Source organism: Magnetospirillum sp. WYHS-4, assembly GCA_039908345.1.
Taxonomy (GTDB): domain Bacteria; phylum Pseudomonadota; class Alphaproteobacteria; order Rhodospirillales; family GLO-3; genus JAMOBD01.
The window spans coordinates 37,425-53,042 of sequence record JAMOBD010000003.1; the positions used below are offsets into that span (position 1 = coordinate 37,425).

Consider the following 15,618-nt stretch of genomic DNA (forward strand, 5'->3'; position numbering starts at 1 on the left):
CATGGGCCGGAAGGGACGGATCGCGGTTCTGGCGGCCCTTGCGGTGGCGGGGATCGCGTTGCTGTTCGACCGCCTGCTGCCGCCCGACCTGTCGCGGCTGGCGGACGCCTCGCGGGTGGTGACGGACGCAAGGGGCGAGATCCTGCGCGCCTTCGGTACCCGCAGCGGCCAATATTGGCGCCTGTCCGTACAGGCCGGGTCGGTGGACTCCCGCTACCGCGACATGCTCGTCGCCTTCGAGGACAAGCGCTTTTTCTCCCATCCCGGTGTCGATCCCCTGGCGATCCTGCGGGCCCTAGGGCAATGGGCACGCCAAGGACGGGTGATCTCGGGGGCCTCGACGCTGACGATGCAGACGGCCAGGCTGCTCGAGCCCCGGCCTCGCGGCCTGAGCGCCAAGCTGGCGGAGGCGTTGCGGGCGTTCCAGTTGGAGGCCCGCTTCTCCAAGGACGAAATCCTTTCCATGTACCTGACCCTGGCGCCCATGGGCGGCAACCTGGAAGGGGTGCGGGCAGCCTCGTTGGCTTATTTCGGCAAGGAGCCCGGCAGCCTCACGGCAGCCGAGGCGGCCCTTCTGGTGGCCTTGCCCCAGTCGCCGACGCGCCGCCAGCCCCAGATTCATCCCGAGGCGGCGCGGGTGGCGGCCGTCCAGGTGGCGGAGCGCCTGCGGCGCGACGGTCTCCTGTCGGATTTCGAAGTCGAGGCGGTGCGGACCGGGCCGCTGCCGTCCCGGCGTTCCGCCATGCCTATGGCCGCCGCCCACTTGGCGGAGCACCTGGCACGAAACGCACCCGGCGGCGCGGCGATCCGCACCACACTGGACGGAACTCTGCAACGCCGTATGGAGACCCTGGCCCGCCAGCAGGCGGCAGCCTTCCCGGACGGGGCGAGCCTGGCCCTGGTGGTCATCGACAATGCCGGCGGCCAGGTGAAGGCCTACCTGGGCGGCAGCGGCTTGGCCGGACGGGCCGAGGGTATCGACTTGGCGCGGGCGGTGCGCTCGCCCGGATCGGCGCTCAAGCCCTTCGTCTACGGCATGGCCTTCGACGACCTGATGCTGCATCCGGAAACCCGGATCGAGGACGGCCCCCTGCGCTTTTCCGACTATGCGCCCAGGAACTTCGACGATGGCTTCCACGGCCAAGTGACCGTGCGCGAAGCTCTCCAGCAGTCCTACAACCTGCCGGCCATCGCCGTGCTCGACCGCCTCGGGCCTTCCCGCTTCCTCGCCACGTTGCGCGACGCGGGCGCTGAATTCCGCCTGCCGCGGGCTATCGAAGCGCCGGGCCTGCCGGTCGCGCTGGGAGGACTCGGGGTCCGCCTGATCGATCTCACGGCACTTTATGCCGGCATCGCCAACGGCGGTCGGGCCCGCGCGCCGCGCCGGCTCGCCGACGATCCCCCGGCGGAAGGCCGGCGTCTGATGTCGCCCGTCTCCGCTTGGTACCTGACCGACATCCTGGCCGATGCCGCCCGCCCCGACTCCCTGGCCCAGTTGGCCGCCCAGGGCTCGCGACGCCGCATTGCCTACAAGACCGGGACTTCCTACGGCTTCCGCGACGCCTGGGCCATGGGCTGGACCGCCAGTCACACGGTCGGGGTCTGGGTAGGGCGGGCCGACGGCACGCCGCGCCCAGGCCACCACGGACGCAACACCGCGGCACCCCTTCTGTTCCAGGTCTTCGACCGCCTGCCGGATGGCGAGGGGCTGGATGTCGTGCCCCCGCCAGCGGAAGCTCTCCTGGCCGCCACCACCCAAGACCTGCCCCCGACCCTGCGGGTCTTCCGGCCGCAAGGCGGAGGAGGCCGGATGCCGGGGGAACAGCCGCTCCGCATCGTCTTCCCGCCCGATGGCGGCGTGGTCGAGCTTCCCGAGGCCGACGGACGGCTGGATCGCCTGCCCTTGCGGGCAGCGGGCGGAAGGAACCCGCTACGCTGGCTGGTCAACGGCCTTCCGGTGCCCACCGATCCCCATGGGGACGCCGTTTCGTGGTTGCCCGACGGGCCGGGCTTCGTCCGGGTCACCGTGGTCGATGCCGCCGACCACAGCGACCATGTGGCGGTGCGGCTCCAGTGAGGCGACTGGAAAAGCCTGGCCGAGAACCGTAAGATCGCGCTTCTGGTTTATTGCTGGATCGACCATCTCCATGCCCTACCTTCCCTTCTCCGCGAAGTCGGTGCGCTGGCTGGCTGGCCTGGGTGTCGCTGCGTCGATCGTCGGCGGCGCCATTTTTCTCCATCGCGACGGCGGCGAGGCCCCGCGTTTTCGCAGCCAGCCGGTCACGCGCGGCCCGCTGGTGGCGGCGGTTTCCTCCTCGGGAACTCTGAACGCCGTGGTGACGGTCCAGGTGGGCAGCCAGATCTCCGGCCAGATCCGCGAGATCCTCGCCGACTTCAATACCGAGGTGGAAGCCGGGCAGGTCATCGCCCGGCTCGATCCCGCCGTGCTCGAAACCCGGCTCGCCCAGGCCGCCGCCGACCTGGAAGTGGCGCGGGCCGGCGTGCGCATCCAGGAAGCCGCCTTGGAAAAGTCCCGCGCCGACGTCCTGCAGGCCCGCGCCGTCGCCCTGTCGGGGACCGCCGAAGTGGCCAAGGCGGAAGCCGGGCGCACCGAAGCCCGCCGGGACCTGGAACGCAAAGCCAGCCTGGCCCAGAAAGGCGTCATCAGCGAGGCGGAACGGGACAAGGCCCAGGCCGCCCTTGATTCCGCCGCCGCCTCCACCCGCTCGGCCGACGCCCAGGTGCAGGCCCGCCAGGCCAGCCTGGCCGCCATGGAGGCCGCGGTGCGGATGAACGAAGCCCAGATCGTCAATGCCCAAGCCCTGGTGTCCCTGCGCGAAGCCGCTTTGCGCCAGGCCCAGGTCGACCTGGACCATACCGTCATCCGCGCGCCGGTCGGCGGCACCGTCATCCAAAGGAACATAGAACTGGGCCAGACGGTGGCGGCCAGCCTGCAGGCCCCGGTGCTGTTCACCATCGCCGAAAACCTGGCCCACATGCAGGTGGAAACCAGCGTCGACGAGGCCGACGTGGGACGCGTGCGCGTCGGCCAGGAAGCCAACTTCACCGTCGACAGCCTTCCCGGCCAAGCGTTTTCCGGCAAGGTGCGCCAGATCCGCAAAGCGGCCACCGTGGTGCAGAACGTGGTCACCTACACGGTCATCGTCTCGGCGGAAAACCCCAACCAGGACCTCCTGCCCGGCATGACCGCCAACGTGCGCATCGTCACCGACCGCCGCGACAACGTGCTGAAGATCCCCAATGCGGCGCTGCGCTTCCGCCCGCCGGGCGCCGAACCGGCGCCTGCCGCCAAGAGCCGGGGAGCCGGCAAGGCGGCGGGCGGCGAAGGCCGCGTCCACCTGCCCGAAGGGGCGGGGACGCGGGCGGTCCCGGTGCGCCTCGGCATCGGCGATGGCCAGTTCACCGAGGCGCTGGAAGGCGACATCAAGGAAGGCGACGCGGTGATCGTCGCCACCGAAGGGGGTGCCTCCGCCCCCACCAAGGCGCCGCCGGGGCCGAGGTTCGGATTCTGATGGCCTTGCTGGAGACCGACGGGCTGGGCAAGGAATACCGCCTGGGCGAGCACCGGGTGGCCGCCTTGCGCGACGTCGCCGTCCGCATCGAAGATGGCGAATTCGTCGCCGTCATGGGGCCGTCCGGGTCCGGCAAGTCCACCTTCATGAACCTGCTGGGCTGCCTGGACGTGCCGACATCGGGCAGCTACCGCCTGGCGGGCGAGGATGTCTCGTGCCTGGATGTGGACGACCTGGCGGCGATTCGGAACCGGCGCATCGGCTTCGTCTTCCAGAACTTCAACCTGCTGCCCCGCATGGACGCCGCCGACAACGTGGAACTGCCGCTCGTCTACGCCCATCCGCCCCGCAGCGGCCGGCGCGAACTGGCGCTGGCCCGCTTGGCCGAAGTGGGGCTGGCGGATCGCGCCCATCACCAGCCGGCCCAGCTTTCCGGCGGCCAGCAGCAGCGGGTGGCCATCGCCCGCGCCCTGGTCAACGATCCCGTCCTGCTGCTGGCCGACGAACCCACCGGGGCGCTCGACAGCCGCACCTCGGTGGAGATCATGGCCCTGTTCCAGGCCCTGAACCGCCAGGGGCTGACCATCGTCCTGGTCACCCACGAGGCCGACATCGCCGCCTTTGCCGGGCGCATCCTGGTTTTCCGCGACGGGCGGCTGGTGGAAGACCGGATCAACCCCGATCCGGCGGACGCCCAGCGGGGAAAGGCGCCATGAACCTGGTCGCCAGCCTGCCCGTCGCGCTGCGGGCCTTGCGCGTCAACGCATTGCGCAGCGCGCTGACCATGCTGGGCATCGTCATCGGGGTTGGCGCGGTGATCGCCATGGTCGGCATCGGCACCGGCGCCCAGTCCCAGATCCAGGAGCAGATCAAGAGCCTGGGGTCCAACCTGCTGGTGCTGCTGTCGGGGACCGTGACTTCGGGGGGCGTGCGCCTGGGATCGGGCAGCCAGCTCACCATCAGCGAAGACGACGCCTACGCCATCCAGCGCGAGATCCCCGAGGTCCAGGTGGCCGCGCCCAGCAACCGGGGCTCCGCCCAAGCGGTGGCGGGGAACCAGAACTGGTCGACGGTGATCCAGGGCGTCACCCCCGAATACCTGGACGCCCGCGAATGGGAGGTGACCGCCGGCCGGCCCTTGCAACAAGATGAAATCGACGGGGCCGCCAAGGTGGCACTGCTGGGCCAGACGGTGGTGAGGAACCTGTTTCCCGACGGGGAGGCGGTCGGCCAGACCATCCGGCTGCGCAAGGTTCCCTTCCTGGTGGTGGGCGTGCTTGACCGCAAGGGCCAGAGCATGATCGGCCAGGACCAGGACGACGTGATCCTGGTGCCCATCACCACCGCGCGCAAGCGCCTGCTGGGGGCCACCCAGGCCAAGCAGCGGGCGGTCAACGGCATCGCGGTGAAGGTGCGCGAAGGCGCCGACATGAAGGCGACGGAGGACCAGATCCGCAACCTGTTGCGCCAGCGCCACCGCCTGCAGCCGGGGCAGGACGACGACTTCTTCCTGCGCAACCTGTCCGAAGTGCTGGCGGCCCGCCAGGCGGCATCCCAGGTGATGACCTACCTGCTGGCGGCGGTGGCGGCGGTGTCCCTGGTGGTGGGGGGCATCGGCATCATGAACATCATGCTGGTCTCGGTCACCGAACGGACCCGCGAGATCGGCCTGCGCATGGCGGTGGGCGCGCGGCGAAAGGACATCATGGCCCAGTTCCTGGTGGAAGCCACCACCCTGTCGCTGATCGGCGGGACCGTGGGGATCGGGCTGGGCCTGGGGGCGGCGGGGATCGTCGGCAAGGTGGCCCAATGGCCGATCGCGATTCCTTCCTTCGCCATCCTGCTGGCCTTCGGCTTCGCCGCCTTGGTCGGCATGTTCTTCGGCTGGTATCCGGCGCGCAAGGCGTCCCGCCTGGAACCCATCGAGGCCTTGCGCTACGAGTAATGCCCCCTATTCCAAAGCCGCCAGGGCGGTTTCCGGGGCGTGGTCCAGGACGCGCAGCAGGGCCTTGGCCGGTCCGGCCGGGGAACGCTTGCCTTGCTCCCAATTGCGGATCGTGTCGACGGGAACGCCGATCCGTGCCGCGAAAGCGGCCTGGGTCAGGCCGGTGCGGCGACGCACGCGGCGGGCGTAGCTGGCGGCATCGCGCCTAGCCTGTTCCTCGTCTTGTTCGGCTTGCCGAACGAGATCGGATTCGGTGGTCGCATCCACCTTCGCCTCGTCGATCCGCCCTGCCGGTTGCATGCCGTCAAGTGTCAGGACCACGCGGACTCGCGACATAGCGCCGAACCTCCCTGTCGTTGGCCTTGCGGGCCGAAATGAGCCGGAACCGATTGCCGCGCGCCGCGTAGACGACCACGAAGACACGGCTACCGATCCGTCCGAGGATACGATGGGGCGCCTCGCCATAGTCGAGCCGGTCATCGGATTCGACAACGCGATCCGTCCCACTCGAACTCCATCGTCTCAGTGTAGGCCAGAGAACGACATTCTCCAAGCCCGTCGATTGTCCGTCGGCAGGGCAGCCCGGCGGAAGCCGGTTTGCATCCCGCGCCGTTCGAGGTATCTTGCGGCCCGTCAGGACAAGGAGGGTGGCGATGGAGTGGATGTTCGATCCCGCGGTATGGCTCAGCTTTCTCACGCTGGCGGCGCTCGAGGTCGTGCTGGGGATCGACAATCTGGTCTTCCTCACCATCATCTCGGCCAGGCTGCCGCCGGAAAAGCGGCCGCTCGCCCGCAAGATCGGCCTGACCGGCGCTTTGGTCCTGCGCGTCGCCCTGCTCTACACCCTGGTCTGGGCGACCAAGCTGACCGCCCCGCTGTTCACCCTGTTCGACATCGGCTTTTCCTGGCGCGACATCATCTTGTTCTTCGGCGGGCTGTTCCTGATGGTCAAGGGCACGCTCGAAATCCACAACGAGGTGGAGGGCCATGGCGAAGGCCACGGCGATTCCAAGTATTCCGGATTTGCCATGGCCATCGTGCAGATGATGATAATGGACTTGGTGTTTTCTCTGGATTCCATCATCACCGCCGTCGGGCTCACCGACCAGTTGCCGGTGATGGTCGCCGCCATCATGGTCGCCATCCTGGTGATGATGTTCGCCGCCGGCCCGGTGGGAGACTTCATCCAGCGCCACGCCACCACCAAGATGCTGGCCTTGAGCTTCCTGCTGCTGGTCGGCCTGGCCCTGGTGGCCGATTCCTTCCACTTCCACATCCCGCGCGAATACATCTACTTCGCCATCGCATTTTCGATCTTCACCGAGGCGATGAACGTGCTGGCCTCCCGAGGCCGGCGCAAGCGCGAAGCGGCGGAATAGGAGACGACATGGCGGGAAAGCCTTCGGTGCCCGGACGCGAAGACGCCATCCGGCAGATCAACGGCAAGCCGGACAAGGTCCTGGTTTCCCTGGTCCGCTCGCAGACCGTCGATCTTTACGCGGCCAAGGTGGCGGGGAAGCTGCGAGATGATCTGGAGGCGCTGCGCTCGCGCGCGCCCGACCGGGTCAAGGTGGCGGTGGATGCCGTCGAGAGACGGGACGGCGGCTACGAGGTGGCCCTCGATTTGGCCGGCGGCGAGACTTTGTTCGTCCCCGATGCCGACAGCGGCGGCTTCGTCCGCACCTTGGGCGGCGGGCTGTGCAACCTGGCCAAGGATCTGGAAGTCGTCCTGCCCATCCTTTGCGACCGCGAGGACCGCCGGCCCGACATCCGCCACCTGACATGGGCCGACGCCGCCGACGAATTCCCCGAAACCACCGTGCCCGGCCGTTCGCGCACCTCTCTGGTGTTCAAGGACGTGGGCTTCGACAAGCTGATCCTCACCGAACGCGGCCCCGCCTACGACAAGGACAAGGTCGATCTTTGGCAGGTGGAGAAGGACTTCTACGGCCAGGGCGACGCCTTCCTGTTCGTCGGGCAGGAGCCGGTGGATTCGCCCAAGTTCGACTACGTCCTGGCGCGCAAGCTGAAGGACAAGGGCCTGTCGGTGTTCTGGCTGGTGGGCGGCAACCAGTTGAAGCGCTTCTACACCGAATACCGCAGCTTCCTGGCGATCGCCGACGTGGTCAGCCTGAACTTGGCGGAAGCCGCCCAGTTCTTCGGCTTCGAGCCCCTGAAGCGCCGCCACAAGGACGCCACCGAACTGCGCATCATGTATGCCAAGGAAATCAGCCGCCGCGTGCTGGAAGACGGCGCCAACCACGTGGTCATCACCGACGGCGCCAAGGGGGCCAGCCTGGCCCGCAAGGCGCGCGGCGGACGGGTGGAATTCGTCTACTCGCCCTTGATCCAGGAGAACTCCATCGAGGTCGATCCGGCCGTGCGCGAGGACACCGGCTGCGGCGACGGCTTCGCCGCTTCCATCGCCGCCTTCCTGCTGGCGCGCGGGGTGCCCTTCAAGCTGAACGAGGCGGTCAACTTCGCCCACTACATCGCCGGCATCATCTACCAGCGCCCGCGGCCCAACCTGACGGAAAAGGACAAGGGCTTCGTCGAATTCGCCTATGCCAAGGCCAAGGCGTCCAACGCTTTCGTCGGCAAGCACGAGACCTTCGAACGCAACGTCTGCCAGATCCGCCCCGCCCTTGTGAACCCGCGCGGACCCCGGCGCAACGTGCTGGTGCTGATCCTGGGCGGCGATCCTTCCGACCCCGAGCAACCCGAGATCACCGGGGCCGGCGCCGCCGTCGAACGCCTGGCCCAGACGAGCCGCAGCGGCGAGTATCCGCTGGGACCTTTGGTGCGCGTGGTGCCGCGCCTGACCACCAATCCCAAGGGCCGCGGCAAGGCCGCCATGCGGGCGGTGGAACCGGATGAAATGAGCCGCTTCGCCGAACAGAACCTGCTGGCCCTGGAAGTTGGCAACCAGGACGGCCCCGGCCATCGCGACGGGGTGCTGGTCGAGGACCTGACCGGCCACGACGGCGTCTATGTCATGCGCGCCACCCTGCTGGAGGTGCTGGAGATCCTGTCGTCGGAGGACTTCGCCGAATGGTTCGCCGACATCAAGTTCTGGCACTTCGCCATGGAAAACGTGGACGAACGCCTGGTCTGGCATGCCCGCGGCTTCGGGGTGTCGCGCGAACAGACCCTGGAAATCCAGCGCCAGGCGATGCGCGACTACATCATCCGCGCCCAGGGTCCCCAGTACCGCGTCGGGCGCGCCCGCGCCACGGCCCGCGAGGACTTCGAGCGCGAGATGACCGACCAGCTCATTCTCCGCCTGGATGCGCTGCTGGCGGGGGTGTTCCGGGTGGGCTGAAGTCGGGCGGCGGAACATGGACGGAGATTGCGGCTCCGGAAGGTGGCGGACAGCTTCTGGAGGCTTACCTCCTCAGCGCCATAAAGGGCTCGCAAGGCATCGTCGATGCGGACCAGGGCACGCTGGAAATATTCTTCGCCCTTGGCAAGGGCGTGGCGATTGCGAGCGTGCCGAGACCCGGTTATGGTTTCCCCCATGACGGTGCGCCTACGGTTTCTCGGCTCCGGAGATGCGTTCGGCAGCGGCGGGCGGATGCAGACTTGCATCCTGGCCGACGATGGCGAACGCCGTTGCCTGATCGACTGCGGCATGACCTCGCTGTCGGCCCTGAAGGGACAGGGTCTCGATCCCAACTCCGTCGACGCCATCCTGCTCACCCACCTGCACGGCGACCATTTCGGCGGTGTGCCCCTGTTCGTCCTCGACGCCTTGGTGGCCAGCAACCGCAAGCGACCCCTGACGGTTGCCGGCCCCGAAGGAACTGAGGAGCGGGTGCGCCGGGCCGGCGAGGCCCTGTTCGCCGGCATGTGGGAACGCCAAGCGCTCTTCGACCTGACCTTCCTGGAGATGACACCCGAAACCCGCCACGAGGTGATGGGAATGGGAGTGACGCCCTATCCGGTGGTCCATTCGCCGGACGTCAATCCGACGGCACTGCGCGTCGAAATCGGTGGCAAGGTGGTGGCCTACACGGGCGACACCGGGTGGACCGACCGCTTGCCGGAGGTCGCGCGCGACGCCGACCTGCTGATCGCCGAATGCTACTGGTTCGTACCCCGCACGCCCAACCACCTGGACTACCGGACCCTGTCGGAACGCCTGCCCCACTTGGGCGCGCGGCGGACCATCCTCACCCACCTGGGCCCCGAAATGCTCGCCCATCTCCAGCGTGTCACCCTGGACTACGCCACGGACGGCAGGGTGGTGGAAATCGGTTAGTCCTGGGGAACTTCGGGAACGCCCGCCGTCTGGCGGGCGCGGAAGTCGTCCAGCCTGGACGCCAAGCCGGGATCGGAAAGCGCCAGGATGGCCACCGAGAGCAGCGCCGCGTTCACCGCCCCCGCCTTGCCCACCGCCAGGGTCCCCACCGGGATGCCGGCCGGCATCTGCACCATGGCCAGCACGGCATCCAGGCCGCCCATCACCTTGCCTTCCATGGGCACCCCCAGCACCGGAAGCGGCGTCATCGCCGCCGCCGCGCCGGGCAGGGCCGCCGCCATGCCGGCCCCGGCGACGATGGCCTTGAGGCCGCGCTCTCGCGCCGAGGCACAGTATTCCTCCAGGCGCTTGGGGGTACGGTGGGCGGAAATCACCCGGCATTCGTGGGCGACGCCGAATTCCTTCAGGGTTTCGGAGGCGTGGCGCATGACCGACCAATCGGACTGGCTGCCCATGATGATGCCGATGACGGGGGAATCGCTCATGTCTTCAGGCTCCCTTGGCTCGCGGAAGGGGCGGATTATAGGCAGGAGGGCTTCCGGCGCAAGGCGTTTCCAGGCCCCTTGACGCCTGCCGAAAAGGCTGCAACAAGAGCCGCCGCGGACGGTATCGTCCGCCGTGGACGGATTTGGACCGCTTGCCACCACGCAAAACGCCGGCTAAGTGGGCTCACCGACGGACGGCGAGGCCCCGAGGGTCCAACAGGACGTAACCTTACCTAGCGAGAGGGGTCAGCCATGTCGAAGAAGGACTACCTGTTCACCAGCGAATCCGTGTCCGAAGGGCATCCGGACAAGGTCGCCGACCGCATTTCGGATGCCATCGTCGATACCTACCTGACCGCCGATCCCCATGCGCGCATCGCGGTCGAGACGCTCTGCACCACCAACCTGGTGGTCCTGGCCGGCGAAGTGCGCGGCCCCGCTTCCATCACCCATGAAATGCTGGAAGACGTGGCCCGCAAGGCCATCAAGGAAATCGGCTACGAGCAGGACGGATTCCACTGGAAGAAGGCCCGCGTGCAGGTGCACGTCCATTCCCAGTCGGCCGACATCGCCCAGGGCGTCGACGCCGCCGGCAACAAGGATGAAGGCGCGGGCGACCAGGGCATCATGTTCGGCTATGCCTGCGACGAGACGCCCGAACTGATGCCGGCCCCGATCCATTATGCGCACGGCATCCTGCGTTCCCTGGCCGACGCCCGCCACACCGGCTCGGAGCCGGGGCTGGAGCCCGACACCAAGAGCCAAGTTACGCTCCGCTACGTCGACGGCAGGCCGGTGGGCGCCACCTCGGTGGTGGTCTCCACCCAACACGCCGCCAACCTGACCCAGGACGATGTGCGCGAAATCGTCCGCCCGCACGTGATGAACGTCCTGCCCGACGGCTGGATGTGCGCCGAGCCCGAATTCTACGTCAACCCCACCGGCCGTTTCGTCATCGGCGGCCCCGACGGCGACACCGGCCTGACGGGCCGCAAGATCATCGTCGACACTTACGGCGGCGCGGCTCCGCACGGCGGCGGCGCCTTCTCGGGCAAGGACCCGACCAAGGTCGACCGTTCGGCCGCCTATGCATCGCGCTACCTGGCCAAGAACGTGGTCGGCGCCGGCTTGGCCGCCCGCTGCACCATCCAGCTTGCCTACGCCATCGGCGTTTCCAAGCCGCTGTCGGTCTATATCGACACCCACGGCACCGGCCAGGTGGACGAGGACAAGCTGTCCGCCGCCCTGCAGGAGATGGTCAACCTGAGCCCGCGCGGCATCCGCGAGCACCTCAAGCTCAACCGCCCCATCTACGCCCGCACCGCGGCCTACGGCCATTTCGGCCGCTCGCCCGACGCGGACGGCGGTTTCTCCTGGGAAAAGCTGGATCTGGTGGACGGCCTGAAGCGGACTTTCGGCGCCAAGTGAGCGAGGCCAGCGACCGCCTGAACTGGTACGGGCGTCGGCAGGGCCACAAGCTGAAGCCCGGCCGCGCCCGTCTGGTCGATACCCTGTTGCCCCGCCTGCGGGTACCCGTACCCGCAGGCGGTGGCGTCTTGGACCCGGCCGGCCTGTTTTCTCGGCCCCTCGCCGACCTGTGGTTCGAAGTCGGCTTCGGCGGGGGCGAGCATCTGGCCGAACAGGCCAAGGCCCATCCCGATATCGGCTTCATCGGCTGCGAACCCTTCGTCAACGGGGTCGCCAGCCTGTTGCATCTGATAGACGAAGGCGACCTGGACAACGTCCGCCTGCTGGACGACGATGCTCGCCCTTTGCTGACCGCCCTGCCCGAGGCCAGCATCGGGCGCCTGTTCGTGCTGTTCCCCGACCCCTGGCCCAAGCGACGCCACCACCGGCGGCGGTTCGTCTCGCCGCCCAACCTGGACCTGATGGCGCGCGTGCTGAAGGACGGGGCGGAACTGCGCTTCGCCTCCGACCATATGGATTACGTCCGCTGGACCTTGTTCCATGCCGGCCGGCATCCGGCCTTCGAATGGACGGCCGAGCGCCCCGACGATTGGCGCCGCCGCCCGGCCGACGGCTTCCCCACCCGCTACGAGGCCAAAGCCCTGACCGGCTCCGCCTGCCTCTATCTGTCCTTCCGACGCAAGACGCGTGGATATTCCAGCTAGATACAGAACGAACCGCGCCCGGATCAGGGGCTCCGCGCCGCCCGAACGGCATCCTTGAACTCCTCGACAAGGCGCACGCCGTCCGGGCCGAGCGAGGAGAGAATAGCCTGTTCGCCGGCTTGCTGCATGACAGCGCGGAATTTCTCGCGTTCATCCAAAGAAAGAACGCGGACTTTCATCGCCTGATATAGCGCACTCAAGCTCGTCCCCGCCTTCTCGGCGGCAATCGTCCTTTCCAGTGTCCTGGACAATGCCGTTTCGGCCGCCTTCAAGATCAGCGCTTGATCGGAAGGCGCCAGCGCATCGAGCGCTGATCTCGAAAACAACCAAGCGTAAGGAGCGTACAAATGGTTGGTCAGGGTCGCATGACCTTGAACGGCGGACAGTCCTTGCGCCAGGGCAAGATCAATGGTGCCCGTTTGCCCATCGAGCGCGTGCGACCCCAGGGCGTTGAATTTTTCCCGCGCCGATACCTTGACCGCCCTGGCGCCGGTCGCCTTGATAAGGGCATCCATCTCGGGAAGGTCGGGAGAAGACAGGATATTGAGGCCCCACATGTCGTCGGGGAATTCGATATCGCGGTCGAAGTTGGTTACGATATCGAATCCTCCTACGTCGACGAATCCCAGAAGCCGCAAGTTGGTGCCCGCCGCCATCGCCTGGTTCAGACGTTGCCTGAACGGGCCGTTCATTACCGCGCGCGCCACATCGACGCTCTCGAAGGAGAATGGAACGGCCGCCGCGAGCATGGGAGGGAAGACGAATGCCGCCGCGCCGATCGGCACCACGGCCGAATGCAGAACGTTCCTCTCTACCAGGAGAGCCATGTCACGGTTGGTTCCGAGCATGGAGTTCGGCAGGATATCGACCTTGATCCGGCCCCCAGACACTTCACCAGCTTGCCTCCGAAATTCGTCCGCGACCACCGCCAGAGAGGTATTGTCGGGCACTTGCGATTGATCGTGGGCCAGCAGCAACTCGATGGTTTCCGCCGCGCGCGAAACAAGCGGAAGGCCGAAGATGGAAATAGCCAGAAGGCCCCCCGCCACGCACTTCCGGAACGACGTCATGATTCCCCCTTCACTTGCTGGCGAACCGCTGGGAGCCGTCCCAATCCGCAGGCGCGCCTTCGACGGCGAAACGCCTTGCGTTCGCCATCAGCAGGGCCGCCGCCTTGTCGCCTGGACAGACGGCTTCGTAGCGTCCGAGCGCTTGGATGGCCAGTTCCCAGTCCTGCTTTTCGTATGCCCGGAAAGCCTCCATCCAAACGGCCAGGGACTTGGGCTCTTCGCCGCATTCTCCCAGCAACTCGTAGACGGGTAGGGGAACCGACGTTCCCGCCACGGTGACCGGGCCGAAAGGCCGGAACGTGAAATGGTCGCGAACCGCCGCGACCACCGGTTCCGTGACCAGAAGGGTCGTTCCCAACTGCTTGTTGAGACTCTCGATGCGCGAAGCCAGATTCACCATCGGCCCCAAGGCGGTATACTGCATCCGGTCGCTGGAGCCGACATTGCCGACCACCGCCTGCCCCGTATGCAGGCCCATGCGCGTGACGAGCGACGCGCCCCCATTCTCGGCGAGCCGGGCCAGGACCTTCTGGCCGTCGAGCATGGCCCGGCAAGCGTTCCGGATATGATCGGGGTCGTCCATCGGCGCGTTCCAGAAGGCCATGACGGCGTCGCCGATGAACTTGTCGATCGTTCCGTGATGGCGGGCGACAACCCCCGACAGGCATTCGAAATAGCCCGACAGCCATTTAAGGATTTGCTCCGGCTCCATGGCTTCGGATTCCGATGTGAAGCCCTGGAGATCGGAGAACATGACGGTCAGCGAACGTCGGGTCCCGCCGATGGATGTGCCACTGCCCGAACTGATGATGTTGTGCACCAGGGTTTTGGGAACGTAGCTGCCGAAACTGGACAGGCCGGCCTTCATGGAGCGCACCGCAGCGATCAGGGCATCGATCTCGACGATCCTGGAATGGATCAGGACCGGAGCCCCGAGTTCGAATTTGCGAATACGTTCGGTTTCTCCGATCAGGGCCAGGATGGGGCGGACCAGATAGCGCGTCAGCCAGAAAACGCAACCCATCGCGAGGATGACGAACACGAAGCCGATGGCTACCGTCATCTGGCTGGCCTTCTTGACCGGTCCTACGAAATCGTCTTCGGCGGCGACCACGCCAACCGTCCATTTCGTGCCGGCCCGTTCCGGCAACTGGATGAATCTCGCCATCCAGACGGTGGAAGCGTCATGCCGGGAGGGCAGGTTGAACTGCATCTCGCCGGTCCCGCGGAAACGCCGGATGGCGTCCGGCACGACCGGATCGTCGATCTCTTCCCCCATGACCAATGACACTTTTCCGTCGTTCATCTTGGTGATTTTCTCGGTTGTGGGGAAGCCGATCAGTTGTCCCTTTTCGTCCAGGACGAAAGTGATGCCCGATTTTCCCACCTGCCTCGCGCTCAGGAATTCCGACAGGGCAGAAATCGAGAGGTCGGCTCCGAACACTCCCAGGATCGCCCCATCGTCGGTTCGCACGCGTTTGGACAGGGTGATTCCGGGGGCTCCGGTGCTTTGAAAGAGATAGACGTCCGTACCGACCGTCCTTTCCGTCGGCAAGGCGTCCTGGTACCAGGGACGTATTCGCGGATCGTAGGCGGGTTCCGCCCGTTCGATCTTGACCACCTTGCCCCAATCCTCAAGGTAGATGTAGGTGTCGCGGCGCTCCCCGGAACTGGAGTCGAGGACCCTCAACACCCATTTTGCCGAAGGCGGCGGCTTCTCCTTCTTGAAGCCGAAGCGCTCGATTCCGGCCGAAAGGCGGATGGCCTGATAGAAACTTCCGTCTTCGTGCAGACCAAAATAGGCGCTGTAGGCCTCCGGGATCGCCTCCAACAGCGACAACAGGGGACGCAAGGCGTCGGGACGTCGCAACCTCTCCCCCTCGACCCGTCCGAACGCCGCTGCGACATCGACCGACTTCGATATACCGTCGATCATCGTCTCGATCTTCTCCGACACCTCGCGCCCGGAAACATCCATGGACTGGACCGCCAACTCACGGGCCATTCCTGCATTCTGCCGGTAGAGAAATGTCACCATGAGCACTGTCAACGGAACGAGCGCCGCCGTGAACAGCCCGGTGATTCCGATACGGAGCCTGATGCGCACTTTGTCCACGGCCCCCTCCCATATCCACCATCATAGAATAAGGGCGGCATGGCTTGGCAAGAAAAACCTGACACGAGAGTGATCC

13 protein-coding genes are annotated in these 15,618 nt (G+C 66.8%); 9 read left to right on the top strand and 4 right to left on the bottom strand.

The window, feature by feature from the left end:
• Position 1: 1 nt before the first annotated feature.
• From pbpC to H7841_02240, 4 genes are all read left to right on the top strand, one after another.
• Positions 2-2,077: a penicillin-binding protein 1C gene (gene pbpC / locus H7841_02225; protein MEO5335699.1), complete on the top strand. Its 2,076-nt coding sequence runs from the start codon at positions 2-4 to the stop codon at positions 2,075-2,077.
• A gap of 70 nt (positions 2,078-2,147) precedes the next feature.
• On the top strand, positions 2,148-3,533 hold the full coding sequence (locus H7841_02230) for an efflux RND transporter periplasmic adaptor subunit (GenBank protein ID MEO5335700.1): 1,386 nt from the start codon (positions 2,148-2,150) through the stop codon (positions 3,531-3,533).
• Positions 3,533-4,249, top strand: coding sequence for an ABC transporter ATP-binding protein (locus H7841_02235; protein MEO5335701.1), 717 nt, complete (start codon positions 3,533-3,535; stop codon positions 4,247-4,249). The genes H7841_02230 and H7841_02235 overlap by 1 nt, the downstream gene beginning before the upstream one ends.
• Positions 4,246-5,478, top strand: a complete 1,233-nt coding sequence (locus H7841_02240) for an ABC transporter permease (protein MEO5335702.1) — start codon at positions 4,246-4,248, stop codon at positions 5,476-5,478. Before H7841_02235 ends, H7841_02240 begins: the two co-directional genes overlap by 4 nt.
• Positions 5,479-5,484: 6 nt before the next feature.
• Here the strand turns inward: H7841_02240 and H7841_02245 are convergent, their stop codons facing one another.
• Complete coding sequence (locus H7841_02245; GenBank protein ID MEO5335703.1) at positions 5,485-5,814, bottom strand: helix-turn-helix domain-containing protein; 330 nt, start codon at positions 5,812-5,814, stop codon at positions 5,485-5,487.
• A 317-nt stretch (positions 5,815-6,131) separates the two neighbouring features.
• Here H7841_02245 and H7841_02250 point away from each other — a divergent pair, with 317 nt between their 5' ends.
• The 3 genes from H7841_02250 to H7841_02260 all read left to right on the top strand — a co-directional run bounded on the left by H7841_02250 (position 6,132) and on the right by H7841_02260 (position 9,739).
• Entirely contained in the window at positions 6,132-6,857 is a 726-nt protein-coding gene (locus tag H7841_02250) for a TerC family protein (protein ID MEO5335704.1), read from the top strand.
• An 8-nt stretch (positions 6,858-6,865) separates the two neighbouring features.
• Positions 6,866-8,800 (top strand): carbohydrate kinase family protein, encoded by a 1,935-nt coding sequence (locus tag H7841_02255; protein ID MEO5335705.1) that lies wholly within the window; start codon positions 6,866-6,868, stop codon positions 8,798-8,800.
• Positions 8,801-8,995: 195 nt separating this feature from the next.
• Entirely contained in the window at positions 8,996-9,739 is a 744-nt protein-coding gene (locus tag H7841_02260) for an MBL fold metallo-hydrolase (GenBank protein MEO5335706.1), read from the top strand.
• On the opposite strand, the gene purE is transcribed toward H7841_02260, so the two are convergent.
• The gene (gene purE / locus H7841_02265) at positions 9,736-10,224 is read right to left on the bottom strand and encodes a 5-(carboxyamino)imidazole ribonucleotide mutase (protein MEO5335707.1); all 489 of its coding nucleotides are present in this window, start codon (positions 10,222-10,224) and stop codon (positions 9,736-9,738) included. The two genes, H7841_02260 and purE, sit on opposite strands and share 4 nt — an antisense overlap.
• Before the next feature lie 252 nt (positions 10,225-10,476).
• On the opposite strand from purE, the gene metK reads away from it, so the two are divergent.
• Together metK and trmB are read left to right on the top strand one after the other, a co-directional pair.
• A complete protein-coding gene (gene metK / locus H7841_02270; GenBank protein MEO5335708.1) occupies positions 10,477-11,652 on the top strand; it encodes a methionine adenosyltransferase in 1,176 nt (391 codons plus the stop codon).
• A complete protein-coding gene (trmB, locus tag H7841_02275) occupies positions 11,649-12,356 on the top strand; it encodes a tRNA (guanosine(46)-N7)-methyltransferase TrmB (protein ID MEO5335709.1) in 708 nt (235 codons plus the stop codon). Before metK ends, trmB begins: the two co-directional genes overlap by 4 nt.
• A gap of 23 nt (positions 12,357-12,379) precedes the next feature.
• Here the strand turns inward: trmB and dctP are convergent, their stop codons facing one another.
• Both dctP and H7841_02285 read right to left on the bottom strand, forming a co-directional pair.
• The gene (dctP, locus tag H7841_02280; protein ID MEO5335710.1) at positions 12,380-13,426 is read right to left on the bottom strand and encodes a TRAP transporter substrate-binding protein DctP; all 1,047 of its coding nucleotides are present in this window, start codon (positions 13,424-13,426) and stop codon (positions 12,380-12,382) included.
• Positions 13,427-13,436: 10 nt separating this feature from the next.
• Positions 13,437-15,542: an adenylate/guanylate cyclase domain-containing protein gene (locus tag H7841_02285; protein MEO5335711.1), complete on the bottom strand. Its 2,106-nt coding sequence runs from the start codon at positions 15,540-15,542 to the stop codon at positions 13,437-13,439.
• Positions 15,543-15,618: the final 76 nt, after the last annotated feature.

What these genes read in the sequence shown, in the direction of transcription:
- pbpC (MEO5335699.1), top strand. Translation starts at nt 2, where the DNA reads ATGGGCCGGAAGGGACGGATCGCGGTTCTGGCGGCCCTTGCGGTGGCG.
- H7841_02230 (MEO5335700.1), top strand. Translation starts at nt 2,148, where the DNA reads ATGCCCTACCTTCCCTTCTCCGCGAAGTCGGTGCGCTGGCTGGCTGGC.
- H7841_02235 (MEO5335701.1), top strand. Translation starts at nt 3,533, where the DNA reads ATGGCCTTGCTGGAGACCGACGGGCTGGGCAAGGAATACCGCCTGGGC.
- H7841_02240 (MEO5335702.1), top strand. Translation starts at nt 4,246, where the DNA reads ATGAACCTGGTCGCCAGCCTGCCCGTCGCGCTGCGGGCCTTGCGCGTC.
- H7841_02245 (MEO5335703.1), bottom strand. Translation starts at nt 5,814, where the DNA reads ATGTCGCGAGTCCGCGTGGTCCTGACACTTGACGGCATGCAACCGGCA.
- H7841_02250 (MEO5335704.1), top strand. Translation starts at nt 6,132, where the DNA reads ATGGAGTGGATGTTCGATCCCGCGGTATGGCTCAGCTTTCTCACGCTG.
- H7841_02255 (MEO5335705.1), top strand. Translation starts at nt 6,866, where the DNA reads ATGGCGGGAAAGCCTTCGGTGCCCGGACGCGAAGACGCCATCCGGCAG.
- H7841_02260 (MEO5335706.1), top strand. Translation starts at nt 8,996, where the DNA reads ATGACGGTGCGCCTACGGTTTCTCGGCTCCGGAGATGCGTTCGGCAGC.
- purE (MEO5335707.1), bottom strand. Translation starts at nt 10,224, where the DNA reads ATGAGCGATTCCCCCGTCATCGGCATCATCATGGGCAGCCAGTCCGAT.
- metK (MEO5335708.1), top strand. Translation starts at nt 10,477, where the DNA reads ATGTCGAAGAAGGACTACCTGTTCACCAGCGAATCCGTGTCCGAAGGG.
- dctP (MEO5335710.1), bottom strand. Translation starts at nt 13,426, where the DNA reads ATGACGTCGTTCCGGAAGTGCGTGGCGGGGGGCCTTCTGGCTATTTCC.